This is a genomic window from Kribbella sp. NPDC058245 (assembly GCF_042882005.1).
In the GTDB taxonomy this organism is placed as follows: domain Bacteria; phylum Actinomycetota; class Actinomycetes; order Propionibacteriales; family Kribbellaceae; genus Kribbella.
Genome location: NZ_JBHVWY010000010.1, coordinates 64,137 through 83,761, shown reverse-complemented (window position 1 = coordinate 83,761; position 19,625 = coordinate 64,137). Strand labels below are relative to the sequence as shown.

Genomic DNA, 19,625 nt, shown 5'->3' with positions numbered 1-19,625 from the left:
GACGTTAGGCCGGTCCGGGCCCCGCCGGAGGTTTTCTCACACGGCTCGCACGGCGTTCTCACAAGCCCAACGACAACGGGATCGTGGGCGGGCCGCTGTGCAGCAGGTCTGCGAGTAAGGCTGGCAGGTTGCTGGGGGCGAAACGGCCTTCGTGGGCTTGGAGTTCGTCGAGGGTCCACCAGCGGTTGCCATGGACGTTCTCGGCGGCCAGCTCGGTCACACTCATGGTGCCGGCAGGCTCGAAGGCCGAGGTGCGGATCAGGAAGTAGTCGTTGATGACGCCGTCGTACCCGGTGGCGTGGCCTTCGGCAACTACTTCCTGGTGCCAGACATGCGGCGGGTCGGCCTCCAGTGCCAGGCCGACCTCTTCGGCCAGCTCGCGGCGCAGTCCCTCGAGTAGGGACTCGTCAGCCTCCAGGCCACCACCCGGCGTTGCCCAGAGCGGACCATCAGCGAATTCGAAGCGGACCAGCAGGATCCGGTCCGAAGGATCGAGGATCACCGCACGAGCCGCCGGGCGGAGGTTGGGACGGGTGAGCTCCAGCTCCTGGTTCTGCTCGACGGTGTAGAACCCGAAGCGGGCGTTGACCTTCTGCATCGCCGTGTTGGAGAGGGCCGTCCAGGTATGCAGGTAGGGCTGGGCGACGCGGTGCTTCGCGAGTTGGTCGAGGTTCGCCAGCTTCAGATGGGTACCGAGGTTGTGACCGCGGTGATCACGCAGCACGAGCGTGTCATCCTGCTGCGCATACTCCGGATCGTCCTTCGACAGATAGAGCAACGTGTATCCGGCGGGCTCACCATCCAAGGTGTGCGCCATCGTCACCAGGGCGAGGTAGCTGCGGGCAACGCGCTCCTCGCTGGCCGCGAGCCGCTCGACCGTCCACGGCACCGTCTCGCGAGTCATCCCACCGGTCGGTACGTCGTTGTCCATCGCCGTGTGGAGATCGGCGTACGCCTGCTGGTGTTCCGGCGGACACGCGCCCACCCATGACGTCAGCGTGTACCCCTCCAGCTCCCCCGCCGACTCGCGCAGCGAGACCAGCCGCGCCTCGTCATACGGCAGCGGTACGACGAGGTGGTCCTCGACGTGCTCGACCTCGAACCCGAGCTTCGCAGCAAACGCGGACCCGGCCCACGGTTCGGAAGGAACCCCGAGCTCGGTCTGGAAGATCGTCCGCCCGAGCTGCGCGGCCCGCGTCTCCGCCCACTGCCACAACGCCGTACCGACACCGCGGCGCCGGTTCTCCGGCGGTATGTCGATCTCGACGTCGACCGTGTCCAGGTTGTCCTGCAACCGGTACTCGAAGAGCATCGCGCCGACCACGCGCTCGTCCTCGAGCGCCACAACGGCGAGCCGCGCCTTCAGCGGTGAAGGGTTGCGCATCGAGACGGCGAACGCGTCCCGGGTCCCCAGCAGCGCGGCCTCACGATCAGCCAGTACGCCGGCGCGCAGCGCGTCGTACCAGGCGTCGAACAGGACAGGGTCGGCCGGGTCGATCTCGCGAACGGTGATCACCCGGCCGACCCAACCAAACAAACGGGTCAGATGCGAACGATTAAACCGGCGCGACCTTGCCGGAGTACATGCCCATGATGACGAAGTTGTCGGCGTACGGGGCGTTCTTCAGGATCGGGTCGTCGTCGGCCGGGAACTTGGCGACCCGCTTGCCCTCCAGCGCCGGGTTGTTCCCGTAGCGCTCCCACAGCGGGATGATCGGCAGGAGTTCGTTAAACGCGAGCGCGGCCGCGGTCACGTTCTTCTTCTGCTCGTCGACGTCGAGGCCCTGGGCGGACTTGTCGACGACCGCCTTCAGGTCGATGTCACCGCTGGTGACCTTCTGCTTGAGCGGGAAGTTCATCCCCTTGCCGCCGGAGTTCGCGGCCGTCACGTAGTTGAACGCGTAGAGGTCCTGGACGAACGAGAAGTACGGGTGCGGGTGCGACGACGCGCCCCAGCTCTGGATCGCCAGGTCGAACTTGCCGGCCAGTACGTCGGGGCTCAGCTGCGTGAACGTGATGCCGCGCTTGGTGATGTTGAACCCGAACTTGGTCAGCTGGTCGGCCGCGTTGGTGGCGGCCGGGTTCCAGTCGGCGAACTCGGTCGGGAACTTGATGTCGTACGCCGCGGGCTTGCCGGCCGGCGTCTGCCACTTGTCGCCGGACTTCTTCCAGCCGGCCGCGGTGAGCAGCTGGGTGGCCTTGTCGAAGTCCTTCTCGTAGGCGTTCAGCTTCTTCTGGTCGGCGTCGGAGACCCAGTCCGGTACGGCGATGTCGGAGAACCCGGCCATGAACTTGCAGGCCTTGCCGGAGTCGCCGAGCGCGATCGTGCCGTTCTCGTTGCGGTCCAGGATGTAGGCGATCGCCTGCCGGACCTTGACGTCGGCGAACTCGGGGTGCGTGGTGTAGTTGAAGACCAGCGCGGGACCGGAGTACACCGGCGGCCGCAGGATCCGGAAGCCGTTCTGCTGGAAGCTCTTCTCGCTGGCCACCGCGAAGCCGTGGGTCGCGTAGTCGACGTCCTTGTTCATCACCGTCGGGGTGATGTCGGAGGTCTCACCGTTGTACAGCACGACCTTGGTGAAGCCGATCTTGTCGGCGAACAGGCCCTTGGCGTTCTTGACCAGCGTCATCTGGGCGTTCGTCATGCTCTTGACGTCGTAGTTGAACGGGCCGGAGACGATCGGGTTCTCGGGCCGGAACTTCTGGAAGTCGCCGTTGAGCGTCTTGCCCTCGCCGTCGTCCAGGCTGCCCTTGGCCTTGCGGAGCGTCTCGGCCTTGGTCGCCCACTCGCCGTACACGGCCGAGGGCAGGATCGGGGCGCGCAGGATGTACCGCTCGAGCACGGTGGACGGCGTACCGATCGTGAAGACGGCGGTGGTGTCGTCGGTCGCCTTGACGTCGGCCAGGAAGGTCCAGTCCTGCTGACGCATCAGCCAGCGCAGGTTGAACGTCGCGACGACGTCCTTGCTGGTGACGGGCGAGCCGTCGCTCCAGGTCAGGCCGGAGCGGAGCTTGAGTGTGTACGTCTTGGCCTTCTCGTCCAGGGTCCCGGACTCGGCCATCATGTATTCCCACTTCTTGTCGGCCCAGTAGTACAGGCCGGAGCTGGGATAGATCAGGTCGAGGTACGGGCTGGACTGCTGCACGCCGTCGGTGACGCCGGCGCCCAGGTTGAAGTGGCCCTTCGGGGGCAGCTGGTACGGGTAGGCGCCGTGGAACTCCTTGTCGCCGCCGCTGCCGCCCTGGGCGTTGGGCTTGCTGGGCGAGCACGCCACGGCCGAGCCGAGACCGGCGGCGCCGAGACCGGCGATGCCGAACAGCTGGAGCACGTTGCGGCGGGAGACCTCGTTCGTCCGGGCCCGTGCCCCGGACTCGTTGTTGCCGGTGGGACTCATCCTCGGTCCTTTCCTGATCCTGGCCACACGCCGTCGCGTGACCAGTTGTTCTGGGTTCTTACTGACCGTCCTCGCGTTTCGTACGTCGGCGGGTCCAGACGACTCCGGCGACCACGATCAGGCCCAGGAACAGGCCCAAGAACAAGGTGAACAACGTGACGACGAACTCCGGCGTACCGGGGGTGAGCGTGAGCAGCAGGACACCGGCGGCCAGGACGAGGAAGGCCGCCCAGCCGAGTGCCATCCGGCCCAGCTCCGGCGGCATCAGGCCGCCGGCTCATCGGCGCCGTCGCGCTGGACGACGTGACACGCGGCCGACTGTCCCGGCCGGACCTGGAGCAGCTGCGGTACCTCGCCGTCGCACAGCCCGTCCTCGAACCGGCCGCAGCGCGGGTGGAACGCACAGCCCGACGGCAGGTGCGCCAGGCTCGGAATCTCCAGGCTGCGCAGGGATTCCGCGTTCTTGGTCCGGGTCAGGTCGGGATCCGGCTCCGGGATCGCGTCGATCAGCGCCCGCGTGTACGGGTGCGTCGGCGCGTTGATGATCCGCGGGGTCGGGCCGAACTCGACGATCCGGCCGAGATACATCACCGCGGTCCGGCCGCGCCAGCCGAAGTACTTCGCGATCGCGAGGTCGTGGGTGATGAACAGGAAGCCGACGCCGAGCTCGTCGCGCAGCCGGCCGAGCATCGCCAGCACGCTGATCCGGATCGACACGTCGAGCATCGAGGTCGACTCGTCGGCGATGATGATCTTCGGGTCCAGCGTCAGCGCCCGGGCGACGGCAACTCGTTGCCGTTGGCCACCAGACAGCTGGTGCGGGTACTTCGAGAGATAGTTCTCCGGCGGCGTCAGATCGACCTTGGCCAGCAACTCGGTCGCGCGTTCGGCGGCGGCCTTGGCGCCCTTCACCACGCCGTGCTTGAGCAGCGGCGCGGTGAGCGTCTGCTGGATCGTGCGCGTCGGGTTCAGCGAGGCGTACGGGTCCTGGTGCACGTACTGCACGCTGCGCCGGAAGTCTTTGAAGTCGTTCTTCTTCAGCGACCAGATGTCGGCGCCGTCGAACATCACCTGCCCACTACTCGGGCGAGTCAGGCCGGCCGCCATCCGGGCCGCCGTCGTCTTCCCCGAACCGCTCTCCCCCACCAGGCAGAGCACCTCACCGGGGTTGATCGACAGGTTGGCGTGGTCGACCGCGCGGATCGGTCCCGCCTTGGTGTCGAACACCTGGCTGACCCCGTCCAGCGTCATCAACGGCTTGCCACTGGAAGCCTGTACGGCGGGAGTCTCGTCCACTGCTGTCATGACACCACCTTCCGCTCCAGGTGCACCTGGTCGGAGTGGATGCAGGCAACGTCATGGGCGTCGCCGGGCTCGTCGGTGATCGGGATCAACGGCGGATCCACCTCCTGGCATTCGTCGGTGGCGAACTTGCAGCGCGGGTGGAACGAACAGCCCTTCGGCAGGTTGGCCAGGCTCGGCGGTCCGCCCGGGATCGACTCGAGGTCCGGCAGGTCGCCGACGATCGGCGGCACGGCCTTGATCAGGCCGAGCGTGTACGGGTGCCGCGGCTGGTAGAACATGTCCCGGACGCCACCGGTCTCGATGATCCGGCCGGCGTACATGGTGGCGACCCGGTCCGCGAGCTCGGCGGCCAGCGACAGGTCGTGCGAGATGAAGATCATCGAGAAGCCGAGCCGCTCCCGCACCTCGTGCAGGACGTCGACCACCGATCGCTGGGTGAGGATGTCGAGAGCGGTAGTCGGCTCGTCGAGGATCAGCACCTCGGGCTCGAGCAGCAGGCTCATCGCGATCAGCACGCGCTGCCGCATCCCGCCGGACAGCTCGTGCGGATACGAATCCATCACCCGCTCGGGTTCGAGCCGGACCAGCCGGAGCAGTTCGCCGGCCCGCTCCTCGATCTCCTGCTTGGTCGCCTTGGTGTGCGCCCGCATCGTGTCGTGCATGTGCCCGCGGATCTTCAGCACCGGGTTGAAGGCGTTCATCGCGCCCTGGAACACCATCGCGGCGTCCCGCCAGCGGAACTTGCGCAGGTCCCGGCCATCAAGACCCAGTACGTCGATCTCCGTGCCGTCACTGCGGTTGAAGGTGACCTGGCCGGACGCGTGCCCAAGGCGCGGCAGCAGCCGCAACAGGCCCAGCCCGAACGTCGTCTTGCCGCAACCGCTCTCCCCCACCAGCGCCAGGCTCTCGCCCGGGAACAGGTCGAGGTCGACACCACGGACCGCCTGCACCGTCGTACCGGAGCCGGTCCGGTACTCGACCTTGAAGTCGCGGATCGAGAGCAGCGGCTTGCCACTGCCGCCACGGACCGCGCGAGCACTTGTCACAGGAACAGTCATGCGATCACCGGTCCCGGAGCCGTGGGTTGAGGATCTCCTCGAGCGACCTGGTCATCATCACCAGACCGAGCAGGAGCAGCGTGATCGCGACCACCGGACTGAGGATGAACCCGAGACTGGCGTCGTTGAAGATCGCGCCGGCGATCCAGGCCCGGTTCAGCATGATCCCCCAGTTCGAGCCGGTCAGCGGCGCGAGGCCGAGCAGGTAGAGGCCGACGAGCGAGTAGATCGCGTTCGTGACACCGATCATGAAGTTCATCAAGATGAAGCTGGCCATGTTCGGCAGGATCTCGACGAACACGACGCGGGCGGTGCCGAGGTCGAGCAACCGAGCTGCTTCGACGAACTCGCGTTCCTTGAGCGACAGCACCTGCGAACGCACCGCCCGGGTCAGCACCGGCCAGGACAACCCACCGACCAGCAGCGCCAGCAGCAACGGCGAGTCGAGCTTGAAGAGCGCACCCAGGACAGCGAGCAGCACGATCTGCGGCACAGTCAGTACGACGTCAGCTGCCGTGACGACCGCGGAGTCGACCCAGCCGCCGAGGTAGGCGGCCAGGGACCCGAGCGCGATCGCCAGCGCGGTCGAGATCGCGGCGGCGACGAACCCGATGAAGATGACGGACCGGCCGCCGTCGATCATCTGGATCAGGACGTCCTTGCCTTCGTTGTCGGTACCGAGCAGATGCCCGGGCGACCCGAAGGGCAGCAGGATCTCCTTGATGTTCGGCTCGAGCGTCGGGGTGAAGATCGGCCCGATCGCGGTGATCAGCACCAGCAGCGCCACGATGATGAAGCCGATGAACCCGGCCGGGCTGCGGCGCAACGACCGCAGGATCCCGGCGAACCGGGAGACCCCCGTCGTACCGATCGCGGCGACGGCGCCGCTGGTCACAGTCTCGGTGGCCACGCGCTTACCCCTTGGCCTTCCCGCCGACCCGGATCCGCGGATCCAGCCGGCTGTAGAGGACATCGGCGAGCAGGTTGGCCACCACCACGGAGATCGTGACGACCAGGAAGATGCCTTGCAGGACCGGGTAGTCGCGACCCGAGACGGCGTTGTAGAGGCTGAAGCCGATGCCCTGGTAGCCGAAGATCTTCTCCACGAAGATCGAGCCGCCGACCACGAAGCCGAGTGATACCGCGAGCTGGCTGAACAGCGGCAGGACCGCGTTGCGGCCGACGTACCCGGCGCGGATCCGGTTGTCGGTCAGGCCGCGGGCGCGGGCGACGGTGACGTAGTCCTCGCCCAAGGTCTCGACCGTGGACGACTTCATCACCAGCGCCCAGGAGCCAACCGTGGTGAGGAGATAGGCCAGGATCGGCAGCGTCGCGTGGTACAGGATGTCGTTCAGGAAGCTGAAACTGAACGACGGTGTGACGCCAGGGGTATAGGAGCCGCGCGCCTCGGTCAGGTTGAAGACCTGCAGTTTCACACCGAGGAAGACCACGATCAGGATCGCCACGATGTAGTTCGGGATCGCGTGCAGCAGCGAGCCGATCGAGGTGAGCAGATGGTCGATCCAGCTCTCCCGGCGGTAGGCCATGATCATGCCGGCGATGATGCCGAGCACGAAGCTGAGGATCTGTGCGATACCGACCGAGAACAGCGTCCACGGCAGGTAGGTCTTGATCACCTGGGCGACCGTCGTACCGGGCGAGAGCAGCGACGTACCGAAGTCACCCTGGAGCAGATTGCCCATGTAGGTCAGGTACTGCAGGATCAGCGGCTCGTTCGGGTCCAGCGAGAACAGGTTCTGCGCCTGCGCGGCCGCGTCGGCGTACGAGATGCCGGTCTGCGCGATCTGCGTCTGGATGTACGTGTCGACCGGGTTGCCCGGCAGCAGCCGAACCAGGAAGAACGTCAGGGTGGAGACCAGGAAGATCGTCAGGATCGCCTTGGCCAGCCTGCGGACCAGCCAGGCGCTGAAGAAGCGCCGCGCCGCCGAGGGCTTCGGTTCGTCCACCGGCCCTTCGATCAGCTGGGGGGCAGGTGTCTCGACCGCACCGCTCACTGCTCACCTCCATCGAGGACCGCCGACGAGCTTGCCTGAAAGTTGAACGGCTCTAATGCACGATCTCTTGCATTGATCTGCGCACAGTGGCGCTAGTTTGCGCAGCCGCAGGCATCAAGTCAACGGTTTCAGAGGTTCGGAAATCAGAGACACCGAATCGTGAGCAGACGATTGCCCTGCGCACTGATCCTGCCACGGTGTGTGCTGGATCACTGGGCACCGCAACGCAAACGACGCCCGCAACCCCTTTCGGAGAGCGGGCGCCGTTTGGTAGTTCAGCGGGTCGCGCGGTTGATCGCGGAGACGACCGCCTTGAGCGAGGCAGTGAGAATGTTGGCGTCGCGACCGACGCCCCAGAAGACGTCGTCGCCGACCTCGCACTCGACGTACGCCGCGGCCAGGGCGTCGCCACCGGCCGAGAGCGCGTGCTCGTGGTAGTCCAGCACCCGTACGTCGTACTTCAGCGGCTTGATCGCATCGACGAACGCGGAGACCGGGCCGTTGCCCTCACCGGTCAGCTCGTGCGGGACACCATTGGAATAGACCTGAACACGGAGCTGGTCGTTCACGGCCTCGCCGGACGACGAGTTGACCGTCAGCAGCGACAGCTTGCCCGGCGCCAGGTACTCGGCCGCGAAGATGTCCCACAGCTGCTGCGGGCCGACCTCGCCGCCCTCGGCGTCGGTGTGCTGCTGGACCACGCGGCTGAACTCGATCTGCAGCCGGCGCGGCAGGTCGAGCCGGTGCTCGGCCTTCATCATGTAGGCGATGCCGCCCTTGCCGGACTGCGAGTTCACCCGGATGACGGCCTCGTACGAGCGGCCGACATCCTTCGGGTCGATCGGCAGGTAAGGCGCTTCCCAGTGCACGTTGCTGACCGGAACACCTTCGGCGGCGGCCTGCTTCTCCAGCGCCTCCAGGCCCTTCTTGATCGCGTCCTGGTGCGATCCGGAGAAGGCGGTGTAGACGAGGTCACCGGCGTACGGCTGCCGCTCGGGGACGCGCATCTGGGTGCAGTACTCGACCGTACGGCGGATCTCGTCGATGTCGGCGAAGTCGATCTGCGGGTCGATGCCCTGGCTGAACAGGTTCATCCCCAGCGTCACCAGGTCGACGTTGCCGGTCCGCTCACCGTGGCCGAACAGGCAGCCCTCGACCCGGTCCGCACCGGCCATCAGAGCCAGTTCGGTCGCGGCGACCGCCGTACCGCGGTCGTTGTGCGGGTGCAGGCTGATCGCGGAGTGCTCACGCCGGGTCAGGTTCCGGCCGAACCACTCGATCTGGTCGGCGTAGACGTTCGGCGTGGACATCTCGACGGTGGCCGGCAGGTTCAGGATGATCTCGCGGCCCTCGGCGGGCTGCCAGACATCGCTGACCGCCTCGCAGACCTCGAGCGCGAACTCGAGCTCGGTGCCGGTGAAGATCTCCGGGCTGTACTGGTAGCCGAACTGGCAGTCGCCGAGGATGTCGTCGGCGTACTTCATCACGATCTCGGTACCGCGGACGGCGATGTTCAGGCACTCGGCCTTGTCCACGTTGAACACGACCCGGCGGAACAGCGGCGCGGTCGCGTTGTAGAGGTGGATGGTCGCCTTCGGCGAGCCCTGCAGCGACTGCACGGTCCGCTCGATGAGCTCCTCGCGGGCCTGGGTCAGGACGGAGATCGTCACGTCCCCGGGGATGGCGTCGCCCTCGATCAGGCTGCGGACGAAGTCGAAGTCGTACTGGCTGGCGCTCGGGAAACCGACCTCGATCTCCTTGTAGCCCATCTTCACCAGCAGGTCGAACATCCGCCGCTTGCGGGCCGGCGACATCGGCTCGACCAGCGCCTGGTTGCCGTCGCGGAGGTCGGTGGACAGCCAGCGCGGGGTCTTCGCGACGGACTTGCCCGGCCAGGTGCGGTCCGGCAGGTCGATCGGCGGAAACGCGGAGTAGCGGTGGATCGGCATGCCGGAAGGCTGCTGTACAGGCTGAGGCTGATTCTGCGGTGCCACGAGAGGTTCTCCTCGAAGAGATGTGCGGGTACGCGGGCCGACCGGCGTACGACGAAACCCCGCGGCGAGGGAACCGGCCTGATCAGGCCTCGCCGCGGCAGCGAAGGAGGAGAAGCTGGTGCCGCATAGTGACGACGAGTCTATGCACAACCCGCTTGACCCGTCGAACCGGGGGTCTCACTCGGCGAGACACGCAGCGTGACGACTCAGGTCGGTAGCCGCAGCTGGAACGACGCTCCCCGCTGCCCGCCCGGCCGGTCGCCAACGATGAGATCACCTCTGTGCGCCCGCGCCACCCCACGGGCGATCGCCAGCCCGAGTCCGGCGCCCTTGCTGTGCGGCCCGTGCACGAGCCGCTGGAAGATCCGCTCCCGCTGCTCCGGCGGCACCCCTGGCCCGTCGTCCTCGACCACGAACCCGTCAGCCCGTACGACGATGTTCGCCCGCCGCGCTCCGGCCTGCCGGGCGTTGTCCAGCAACCCGGCCAGCACCTGCGCCAACCGCTCGGCGTCCCCCATCACTCGCCCTGTCTGGGCGGCAGTCAAGGTGATCGCGAGCCCAGGCGCACGCAGCCGCGAGTTGGCTGCTTCGGTCTTCGCGAGTTCGTGGAGATCAATCGGAGCCAAGTGGAGTTGGAGGCCGGCGTCGAGGCGGCTCAGCTCGAGGAGGTCGGCCACCAGGCGACCGGCTCGGTGGGATTCGCGGACGAGGAGGAGTTCTAATTCCTCGCGGCGGTCAGGCGCTGCTTCGGGGCCTAGGTGGATCAGGGTTTCGGCCGCGGTCTGGATGCCGGTGATCGGGGTGCGGAGTTCGTGGGCCGCGTCGGCGACGAACTCGCGCATCCGGTCTTCGGAGCGGTGGGCGGTGTGTTCGGCGCCTTCGAGGGCATCGAGCATCTCGTCGAACGCCGCGGCGGTGCGGCCGAGTTCGGTGTTGGCGCGTTCAAGATGGAGGCGGTCACCACGGCGGCCGGCGACGATGGACCGGGCGAGCGTGGTCATGTTGTCCAGTGGCTTCAACGCCAAGCGCATCAGGGCGATCAGGGCCAGCGCGGTGATCAGGACCGCGGCTGCGCCGGAGAGCAGTAGAACAGTGCGGAGGCGGGCACCCGCGTCGGCGAGCAGAGCGGTGTCGGCGGTGAGCAGCAGGGTTGCGTCGCGAGTGCGTTGACCGGCTTGCAAGGTGGCTTTCACCTGGCGGACGGTGCCGCTTGCCTCGATCGGTGGCGCGCCGAACTGCTGACCGTTCCGCAGGATCAGCGTGACCCGGACCCCATCCGCGTCGATCCGCCGTACAAGGTTGCCTGGAGCAACGTTCTGGCGGGCGAGCTGCTGAGCCAACTGCGCCCGGCCCGAGAGCAGCGAGTCCAGGCTGCGCTCCGCCTGCGCGTCGAAGACCGCCTTCACCACCAGCCCGGTCACCGGCAACACCACGAGCAGTACGGCGATCGCCGTCAGCGTCACGCGCATCCGCAGTGACGCCCCGCGGAACCGCCTCACGACTCCTCCGGTTTCAGCACGTATCCCGATCCGCGCACGGTGTGCAGCAACCCCGCACCGAGCTTGCGGCGGAGCGCGCTGATGTTGACCTCGACCAGGTTCGGCGCATAGTCGTCGTACCCCCAGACTGCAGTCAGCAGTTGCGTCTTCCCCACCACCTTGCCACTGCGACCGGCCAGGAACAGCAACAGCTTGTACTCCGTCGCGGTCAGCTCGACCACTTCGCCAGCGCGCGTCGCGACCCCGGCCTCGACATCGATCACCAGGTCACCGACCTCGAGCACCGTCCGCAGTCGCCCCATCCGGCGCAGTACCGCCTCGACGCGGGCGATCAACTCGGCCAGCACGAAGGGCTTGACCACATAGTCGTCGGCGCCCGTACGCAGGCCGTGCAGCCGATCCTCCACGCCGTCGCGGGCGGTCAGCAGGATCACGCCGGCGTTCGACGTCTCGCGTGTCACGCTCAGCAGCGCAAAACCGTCCCGCCCGGGCAGCATCACGTCCAGCAGAACGAGGTCGGGCCGGAACCCGGCCAGCTCTCGCTCCAGCCCATCCCCGTCGGCGCGCGTCCGGACCTCGTGCCCGGCCTCGGTCAGCGCGATGCCGACCGCGGTCCGGATCGGTTCCGCGTCCTCGACCACCAGCACCCGCGCCGCCATTCAGCCATCCTCGCACTCACGCACGCAGCAGTCCGTCGATCGTGGTCGTGTGCCCGTCGAGGATCTTCCCGGGGTCGGTGCCGAGCACATGCTGCAGGACACTCGCGTAGACATCCCGGAAGTCGGTGGTCGCCTTCAAGTCACCGTTGGACAGATCGGTCAGACTCGGCTGTTCACCATGGAACCCACCCGCCACTTTGTTGCCCAGGACAAGCACCGGACCCGCCGTACCGTGGTCGGTCCCGTCGCTGCCGTTCGCCTGCACCCGCCGGCCGAACTCCGAGTAGACGAGCACCACCACGTTCTTGCCCCGATCGGTCTTGGCCAGCCGCTGCGCGAACGGCGTCAACGCCGTGTCCAACTCGCTCAGCAACCGCTGCTGAGTACCGCGCTCGTCCGCATGCGTGTCGAACCCACCGAGCGACGCCGAGTAAGCCCGAGTCGGTACGCCGGCCTCGATCAGCCCGGCGATCAGTTCCAGCTGCGCCCCAAGCTGCGAAGCCCCACCAGCCGACGCGCCCTGAGTGCGCTGCTCGTCCTCGTCGCCAGCTGTCTCGTCATGCCCCATCTTCACGGCAGTTCCCAGCACGCGAGTTGCCTCCTGGAGATCCAGCACAGCCTTGGCCGCCTTCGCCTGCCACAGCCCCTCCCCCGGACTCGGCTTCCCGAGCGCGGCGTACGCCGTACCGATCGCACCCTTCGGCAGCGCCAGCCCGCGCAACGGCAACGAGGCCGCGGCGGTGCTCGCACCGGCGAGCAGTGGTGGCAAGGTCGGCTCGACGGAGACCGCGCGCAGCGGGTCGGCGCCGGTCGCGTCCAGCCAGCGACCGAGCCAGCCGGTCGGGATCGGCGACTTCGGGGAGGCCGTCTGCCAGATCGCCATCGACCGGAAGTGACTGCGGTCCGGCTGCGGATAGCCGACCCCGCGGACGATCGCGAGTTGCTTGTCGTCCCACAACCCCTTCAGACCCTTCAGCCCGGGGTTCAGCCCGAGCCCTTCGCCGAGGTCGAGCACTTCGTTCGGCTGGTAGGCCAGGTCCGGCCGGGCGTTCTGGTACGCCGGGTCCGCGGCTGGGACCACGGTGTTCAGGCCGTCGTTGCCGCCGTACAAGGTGATCACCACGAGCACGGACTCATCGCTCGGCAGCGGGTCGTTGACGGCGGCGGCGAGCAGGTCGGACCAGTGCACCTGAGTCGCACCGGCCGCCAAGGCACCCGCGGCGGTCACACCGCTCAGCGTCAGGAAGCGCCTTCTGGTCACGTTGTCCATCGGTCCTCCACTCATCCGCTCACGACGTACTCGGGGGCACAGGCAGCGATCGCCACCAGTTGCGCCGGCTGCTTCACCGCGGCGAGCGCGGCCTTGGTCCGCGCCGACCAGCCGTCGACGCCGAGCAGCTCGGCGACGTCGTCCGCGGATCCGATCGCGTTCAGCTCGGCGTACGCGGCCAGGTGCTGCGCAAGCTGCAGCCGGGTGAGACCGGCCGATGTAGTCAGCCAGCTCGCACCGGACGGCCAACCGCCGACACTCGGCGGCCGGAACGGCAGCTGCCCCATTCCGCGCAGACCGGCCAGCAGTTTGGTCTGCTCCTTCTCGGCGAGCTTGCCCGGCGTGATCCGCAACGCGCGCATCAAGCCGACCGCCCACTCCACCGGCTGCTTCACCAGAGCCGCTGCCGGGTCCCGGAACGCCGCTTCCGCAACCATTGCCGTCAGCAACGACTTCACGTTCCGTCCAGGCCCGTACGCCGTTTCCAGCCGGGCCATCGTCGCCGCATCCGGCGGCGTGGTCGACACCAGCCGGAACCACAGCCGCCCGATCACGAACGGTGCCGACTCCGGCCGGGCCACCGCGAGTCCGGCGTACATCTTGGCGTCGAAGTTGCCCGTCCTGCCGAGCACGGTCTTGCTGCCCGAGTCGAACCGTTGCCGTTTGAACGTTGCGGCTTTGCCGTCCTTGCCGAGCACCCAGCCGGTCAGGCAGCGAGCGCCCTCGGCCACGTCCTTCTCCTCGTAGTGGCCGATGCCGAGCGTGAACAGCTCCAGGAACTCGCGCGCCAGGTTCTCGTTCGGCGAACCCTGGCGGTTCTTCTGCCCGTCGAGCCAGCGGATCGTCGCGCTGTCCACGATCATCGCGGCGGCCAGATCACCGAACCCGGTCGCGGCGTACCGGCGTTGGGTCTGGTTCTGGGCGAGCATCCAGGCCGCGTTGCGGACCTTCTGGTTGCTCGTCGCGAAGTGCCCGTGCCAGAACCACGTCAGCCGCTCGGAGGCCGTCCGGCTCGCCACCATCCGGTCCAGCCACCAGACGGTCAGTTTCCGCTCCTGCGCCGTCCGAGCCCGCCGCTCGGCCTTCTTCGCCGCCTTGTCTGCTTTGTCTGCTTTGGTCCCGGTCGGCGGTGGTGGGGTCAGCCCCGTCGGCGGCACGATCGCGGCGGCCGCGGCATCCGTGGCCGGCCCGAGCAACCGCCGTACCGTCTCGTCGAAACCCACGGCCGGCTCCCCCGGCGGCGGCCCGAACCCCAGGCGCTCGTTCAGCCGTCGTACGACGGCCTGCTCGCTGATCTCGGTCATGTCCCCGATGGTTTCGACCGGGGCGGCTCAGGACCAGGCTGCGGGACCGATCTTCAGCCAACCCACAGTGTCTGTTGCCTTCAAGGGCACTTGAATAACTAGGCTTCTCGGCATGACCTCCCTCCTCGAACGGATCGGCAGTACCGGCCTCGGCGTTCTCGTCACGCTCAAGCGCGACGGGCGGCCGCAACTGTCGAACATCACCTATGTGTACGACGGCGAGCACGTCCGCATCTCGCTGACCGACGACCGCGCCAAGACGAAGAACCTGCGCCGCGACCCGCGCGCCAGCGTCTACATCAACGAGAACGGCGGTCGCGCCTACATCGTCCTGGAAGGCAAGGCAGAGTTGACCCCGGTCGCCGCCGACCCGAACGACGCGACGGTGGATGCGCTGGTCGACTACTACCGCAAGGGTTCGGGCGAGCACCCGGACTGGGACGAGTACCGCACCGTGATGGTCCGGGACAAGCGGCTGCTCTTCTCGATGACCGTCGAGCACGCCTACGGCATGCCCTCACCGGCGTGACGCCTCCCGGTAGCGCTTCGGCGCGAGGCCGTTCACGCGTTTGAACGCCGTACTGAAGGCACTGTCAGAGGTGTAGCCGAGCGAGTGCGCGAGGGCGGAGAGCGAAACGTCCTCGTCGCGCAACGCTCGCTCGGCCAGCCGCATTCGCCAGTTGAGCAGATAGGTCAATGGCGGTACGCCGGCCACGGCGCGGAACCGCTCGGCGAACGTCGTCCGCGACATCGCGGCAGCCTTCGCCAACTCCTCGAGCTGCCAGGCCCGCCCCGGCTCGTCATGCATCAACCGCAGCACCGGCGCGATGTGCTCGTCGGCGGTCGCTCGCAGCCAACCAACCGGAAGCGTGGTCGCCTCGTCCAGACAGGCTCGCAGCGCCTCGACGAACAACAGATGGGCGAGCTTGTCGGCGGCCAACCCCGCACCCGGCTCACCGCCGGCCGATTCGCGGTCGAGCCGTTCCAGCAACCATCGCAGTACGGCGGACCTGTCGTCGTCACCGCGGAGGTGGATCATCGGCGGCAACGCGCGGAACAGCAACTCCTCGCCGATCCGGTTGACCGAGACGTGGCCGCCGACTCCGCGCACTCGCGGGCCAACTCCGGTACCGAATCGGGCGATCGACCCGTCCGTGGCACCGAACGCGGCGACCGCGTCTCCGATCGGCACGTCGTCCGAGTTGCCCTTCACGAACGGATGCCGCCCGTCGAACATCACCACGTCGCCGGGCTGTAGCTCGATCCGCTGATCGAGGTGGTCGAAGTCGATCCAGCAGGTCCCCTCGACCACCGCGGAGAACTTGAGCCGCTCGGTCGCCGGGTACCGCAGGGCCCACTCCCCGTCCGCTACGAAGCTCCGGGAGACGTGACACGTCGCCTCGGTCAGGGTCAGCACCTCGGCGAGCACATCCGTACGATCGAGCATGCTTTCGGGACTCACAGTTATTCAGCGTACGCCGGAGCGGATCTACGGTCGACGTATGAGCACACAGCAACCCATCGGATCCGGCTTCACCGCGTACTCGACCGCCGCCGAGGTGATGGCCGGGATCGACCTCACCGGCAAGACCGCGATCGTCACCGGCGGCTACTCGGGACTCGGCCTGGAGACGGTTCGGGTCTTCCGCGCGGCCGGTGCGGAGGTGATCGTCCCGGCTCGCGACACGGCTCGGGCGAGCAAGCAGCTCGCGGGCATCGACGGCGTCGTCGTGGCGGAACTGGACCTCCTCGATCCCGTCAGCATCGACGGCTTCGCGGATCGTTTCCTCGCCACCGGACGCGCACTCCATCTCCTGGTGAACAGTGCCGGGATCATGGGCACGCCGCTGGCGCGCGACGGGCGCGGCTTCGAGTCGCAGTTCGCCACCAATCACCTGGGCCACTTCCAGCTCACCACCCGGCTGTTGCCCGCGCTGCGGGCGGCACAGGGAGCGCGGGTCGTCGCGGTGTCGTCGCGCGGCCATCGCTACAGTCCGGTCGTGTTCGACGACCCGAACTTCGAGAATCGCGAGTACGCGCCCTATTCGGCGTACGGGCAGTCGAAGACCGCGAACGTGCTGTTCGCGGTCGAGCTCGACAATCGCGAGCAGGACAACGGCATCCGGGCCTTCGCCGTCCATCCGGGCAGCATCATCACCAACCTGGCGCAGAACGCCGACCGCGAGGTGCTGCGGCGGGGCGGCTTCCTGGACGACGACTTCCAGCCGATCATCGACCCCAGTCGTGGCCTGAAGACACCCGAGCAGGGCGCCGCGACACAAGTCTGGTGTGCGACCAGTCCCCAGCTCGACGGCTTGGGCGGCCTTTACTGCGAGGACGTCGAGATCGCTACTGTGCACAGCGGCGCGGAGCCGGACACCGACGTACTGGCACTGACCCCGGGCACCTTCGGCGTCCTGCCGTACGCGATCGACCCCGACAATGCCCGCCGGCTCTGGAAATTCTCCGAAGAACTACTTCGGTACTGATTCCTTCCCCGCCCCAACACCCCGGGTCAATAAATGATTCGCGGGAAGTGGTCCAGGGAGTCAGTCTGTGGGTGTGGACATCACGAGACTGTCGCCCGACGACGAGGCCGGCGTAGCCGCCGCCGTCGCGCTGAAGACCGCGGCCGCGAAACTGGACTGCCCTGACCTGGTGGTGGGGACGCCCAAGGGGCTGGCGAACGCGCTGCGCTACGGCTGGGATCTGAACCCCGGCCTGGAGTACCTGGCGCACGATGCCGACGGCACGCTGGTGGGTAGCGTCGGCCTGCACTTCCCGAAGTACGAGAACACCGATCAGGTGTGGTTCGACATCTGGGTCCATCCCGACCATCGCGACGGGAACGTCTGGGCCGAGCTCGCCGCGTTCGCCGAGGCCGAGGCTGTCGGCGCCGGCCGGACGATGATGGGCCTGAACACCTTCGACACCCCGCAGGATCTCGCCCACGCCATCGAGCACGGCTACCAGCAGAAGGCCATCGAGGTGAACCGCAAGCAGGACATCGCGGGCCTCGACTGGTCGCTCGTGCAGAGCCTGTACGACGGCGCTGTCGCCAAGTCGGCCGAGTACGAACTCCTCCGGATCAAGGGCCCGCTGCCCGACGAGATGGTCGACGGCATGATCGCCGTCGTCGCGTCGATCAACGATGCGCCGACCGATGACCTCGAGATCGAGGACGACGTCTTCAGCCCCGAGCGGCTGCGCGCGTACGAGGAAGCGCAGGCGAAATGCGAAAACACGACCTACCGTCTGGTCGCGCGACAGAAGGAGACCGGCGCACTGGCCGGTCACACCGTGATCGCGGTCGAGCGTGAGCGTCCGGAGCAGGGTTGGCAGCACGACACCGCGGTCTCCCGGGACCACCGTGGTCACCGCCTCGGCGCGCTGCTCAAGGCCGGCATGCTGCTGTGGCTGCGCGAGGAGGAGCCGCAGCTCACCCGCGTCGACACCTGGAACGCCGAGTCCAACAACCACATGATCGGCATCAACGAACAGCTCAACTACACGGTCGTCGCCCGCTTCCTGGACTTCCAGAAAAAGCTCTAACCACTGGAGCTCCAACCACCACCCACTTCACCCCCACCGACCCGGCCTCGGCCGGAGACGTTCGCTGTGGTTGAGCTTGTCTGCGGCCGATTGAAGGCAGGGTGGCTGGGCGGTTTGACGGCCGGGTACTTGCCGAGGGCGCCAGAAACCTTGAGGTCTTTGCGGACGTCGGCGGGGTTGAGCCGGTATCGCTGCGCCACCAACTCGACGGTGTCGCGGGCGCCGAGTTCTTGGGCGGTGCTCATCTCGTCCAGTCGTCGGGTGGTTTGCAGGATGTAGGTGTCGATGAGGGATTTGGCGGCGTACAGGTTGTCGAGGTTGGTCAGCAGTTCGCTGCCACTCTGCGACCACACCGGCGCCATCGCCAAGATCTCCATACCCGAAAGCATAGCCACGCCCACCGACAGTTTTCGAGCCGAAAAGCCCTTATTTACAACGGATGTGTGGGCTGTTGCTGTGGGCTGATTGCCCGTTCAACTTGCCCACACTGTCCATGACGTTAGCCGGTACTTTTTCGTCACCTGGACCCGAAAAGTTACCGACTAACGCAAGACTCCCGAGCATCACGCACCTCAGCCACAGCCCGGAAGCCCAGGCAACGCCCAGCCTGGTCACCGACCGCACCATCCCCCTCAGCCATCTACTTGGCGCGCCCGAAGGTTCCAGTCGACCGCCGCCAGGCGGCCGAGCCACGCCAACCACCGAGGGCTTGAACAAGAAATGGTGAGTGCGGACACCTCATAGCTTGTTCACGCCCACCACAAGGGGTGCACACCCCGACACGCGGCCAGTCATCCAGCCGAGCAGACGGGTCGGGCGGGGGTCTCGAGGAGCTAACGTCCGAAGAGACGCAGTGCGTGGTCGGCGTGTTTTCGGACGCTGTGAGTTTTGGCGGTCAGACGACCTCGACGACGGTGACCTTCATGCGGTTGCTGATGGTGAAGCCCATCGCGGTGTAGAGGCGCTGGGCGGTGACGTTCGTGCCGCCCGTGTGCAGGAACGGAGTCCGGCCGGTCGCGGTGATCTCTGCCGCGACCGCACGGATCAAGCGGCGCGCGAGGCCCTGACCGCGGTGGTCGGGGTGCGTGCAGACCGCACTGATCTCGGCGTACGCCGGGAGTGTCTGCCGGACGCCGGCCATCGCGATCAGCTCGTCGTCGCGGCGAATGCCGAGGTACGGGCCGAGCTCGATCGTGCGGGACCGGAACGGGCCGGGGTCGGTCAGCGCGACCAGGGCGATCATCTCCGGTACGTCGTCCGCGGTCAGCGCGACCGCTTCGTCGTCAGGAGCGGCCAGGTCGTCCGGAGCCACGAACTGGACCAGGTCGAACTGCTTGTCCAGCTTGAACGGCTCCGGCAACGGCTGGTCCGGAGCCATGATCGCGCCGCCGGAGCCCGGGCCGAGCAGGGCGGCGAGATCCGCCCAGTCCTGATCGGTCGGGTCTGCCGGCAGGCCGAGGAAGGGTGCGACCTCCGGCTGATACCGGCGGGCGTTCCCGCGGGACTCCGCGAAGACCGCGTGCGGGCCGGTGAGGGCGTCGTACGTCGGATTCCGCAGCTCGGGCGTGCTCATG

18 protein-coding genes are annotated in these 19,625 nt (G+C 67.4%); 3 read left to right on the top strand and 15 right to left on the bottom strand.

Annotation, left to right across the window (positions count from 1 at the left end; all coding sequences use genetic code 11):
* Nucleotides 1-58 precede the first annotated feature (58 nt).
* The 12 genes from ACFVWG_RS23340 to ACFVWG_RS23285 all read right to left on the bottom strand — a co-directional run bounded on the left by ACFVWG_RS23340 (nt 59) and on the right by ACFVWG_RS23285 (nt 14,499).
* Entirely contained in the window at nt 59-1,516 is a 1,458-nt protein-coding gene (locus ACFVWG_RS23340; RefSeq protein ID WP_391545482.1) for a GNAT family N-acetyltransferase, read from the bottom strand.
* 40 nt (nt 1,517-1,556) lie between these two features.
* Nucleotides 1,557-3,395, bottom strand: coding sequence for an ABC transporter substrate-binding protein (locus ACFVWG_RS23335; protein ID WP_391545481.1), 1,839 nt, complete (start codon nt 3,393-3,395; stop codon nt 1,557-1,559).
* Between the two features lie 58 nt (nt 3,396-3,453).
* Nucleotides 3,454-3,660 (bottom strand): hypothetical protein, encoded by a 207-nt coding sequence (locus tag ACFVWG_RS23330; protein ID WP_391545480.1) that lies wholly within the window; start codon nt 3,658-3,660, stop codon nt 3,454-3,456.
* Entirely contained in the window at nt 3,660-4,700 is a 1,041-nt protein-coding gene (locus ACFVWG_RS23325; protein WP_391545479.1) for an ABC transporter ATP-binding protein, read from the bottom strand. Before ACFVWG_RS23325 ends, ACFVWG_RS23330 begins: the two co-directional genes overlap by 1 nt.
* Nucleotides 4,697-5,758 (bottom strand): ABC transporter ATP-binding protein, encoded by a 1,062-nt coding sequence (locus tag ACFVWG_RS23320; protein ID WP_391545478.1) that lies wholly within the window; start codon nt 5,756-5,758, stop codon nt 4,697-4,699. Before ACFVWG_RS23320 ends, ACFVWG_RS23325 begins: the two co-directional genes overlap by 4 nt.
* Before the next feature lie 4 nt (nt 5,759-5,762).
* Entirely contained in the window at nt 5,763-6,668 is a 906-nt protein-coding gene (locus ACFVWG_RS23315) for an ABC transporter permease (protein WP_391545477.1), read from the bottom strand.
* 4 nt (nt 6,669-6,672) lie between these two features.
* Nucleotides 6,673-7,773 carry an ABC transporter permease gene (locus tag ACFVWG_RS23310; RefSeq protein ID WP_391545476.1) on the bottom strand — a complete coding sequence of 367 codons (1,101 nt, stop codon included), beginning with the start codon at nt 7,771-7,773 and terminating at the stop codon, nt 6,673-6,675.
* Between the two features lie 275 nt (nt 7,774-8,048).
* Nucleotides 8,049-9,722, bottom strand: coding sequence for a 2-isopropylmalate synthase (gene leuA, locus ACFVWG_RS23305; protein WP_391545475.1), 1,674 nt, complete (start codon nt 9,720-9,722; stop codon nt 8,049-8,051).
* A 251-nt stretch (nt 9,723-9,973) separates the two neighbouring features.
* Nucleotides 9,974-11,266, bottom strand: a complete 1,293-nt coding sequence (locus ACFVWG_RS23300) for a sensor histidine kinase (RefSeq protein WP_391545474.1) — start codon at nt 11,264-11,266, stop codon at nt 9,974-9,976.
* Entirely contained in the window at nt 11,263-11,925 is a 663-nt protein-coding gene (locus ACFVWG_RS23295; protein ID WP_391545473.1) for a response regulator transcription factor, read from the bottom strand. The genes ACFVWG_RS23300 and ACFVWG_RS23295 overlap by 4 nt, the downstream gene beginning before the upstream one ends.
* Nucleotides 11,926-11,941: 16 nt before the next feature.
* Nucleotides 11,942-13,195: a DUF1501 domain-containing protein gene (locus ACFVWG_RS23290; RefSeq protein WP_391545472.1), complete on the bottom strand. Its 1,254-nt coding sequence runs from the start codon at nt 13,193-13,195 to the stop codon at nt 11,942-11,944.
* An 11-nt stretch (nt 13,196-13,206) separates the two neighbouring features.
* Nucleotides 13,207-14,499: a DUF1800 family protein gene (locus ACFVWG_RS23285; protein WP_391545471.1), complete on the bottom strand. Its 1,293-nt coding sequence runs from the start codon at nt 14,497-14,499 to the stop codon at nt 13,207-13,209.
* A gap of 112 nt (nt 14,500-14,611) precedes the next feature.
* On the opposite strand from ACFVWG_RS23285, the gene ACFVWG_RS23280 reads away from it, so the two are divergent.
* Nucleotides 14,612-15,028: a PPOX class F420-dependent oxidoreductase gene (locus tag ACFVWG_RS23280; RefSeq protein ID WP_391545470.1), complete on the top strand. Its 417-nt coding sequence runs from the start codon at nt 14,612-14,614 to the stop codon at nt 15,026-15,028.
* On the opposite strand, the gene ACFVWG_RS23275 is transcribed toward ACFVWG_RS23280, so the two are convergent.
* Complete coding sequence (locus ACFVWG_RS23275; RefSeq protein ID WP_391545469.1) at nt 15,017-15,946, bottom strand: AraC family transcriptional regulator; 930 nt, start codon at nt 15,944-15,946, stop codon at nt 15,017-15,019. The two genes, ACFVWG_RS23280 and ACFVWG_RS23275, sit on opposite strands and share 12 nt — an antisense overlap.
* A 55-nt stretch (nt 15,947-16,001) precedes the next feature.
* On the opposite strand from ACFVWG_RS23275, the gene ACFVWG_RS23270 reads away from it, so the two are divergent.
* Both ACFVWG_RS23270 and ACFVWG_RS23265 read left to right on the top strand, forming a co-directional pair.
* Nucleotides 16,002-16,988: an oxidoreductase gene (locus ACFVWG_RS23270; protein WP_391545468.1), complete on the top strand. Its 987-nt coding sequence runs from the start codon at nt 16,002-16,004 to the stop codon at nt 16,986-16,988.
* 73 nt (nt 16,989-17,061) lie between these two features.
* Nucleotides 17,062-18,051 carry a GNAT family N-acetyltransferase gene (locus tag ACFVWG_RS23265; RefSeq protein ID WP_391545467.1) on the top strand — a complete coding sequence of 330 codons (990 nt, stop codon included), beginning with the start codon at nt 17,062-17,064 and terminating at the stop codon, nt 18,049-18,051.
* Here the strand turns inward: ACFVWG_RS23265 and ACFVWG_RS23260 are convergent.
* Entirely contained in the window at nt 18,048-18,428 is a 381-nt protein-coding gene (locus tag ACFVWG_RS23260; protein WP_391545466.1) for a hypothetical protein, read from the bottom strand. The two genes, ACFVWG_RS23265 and ACFVWG_RS23260, sit on opposite strands and share 4 nt — an antisense overlap.
* A 518-nt stretch (nt 18,429-18,946) precedes the next feature.
* A complete protein-coding gene (locus ACFVWG_RS23255) occupies nt 18,947-19,624 on the bottom strand; it encodes a GNAT family N-acetyltransferase (RefSeq protein ID WP_391545465.1) in 678 nt (225 codons plus the stop codon).
* Nucleotide 19,625 lies beyond the last annotated feature (1 nt).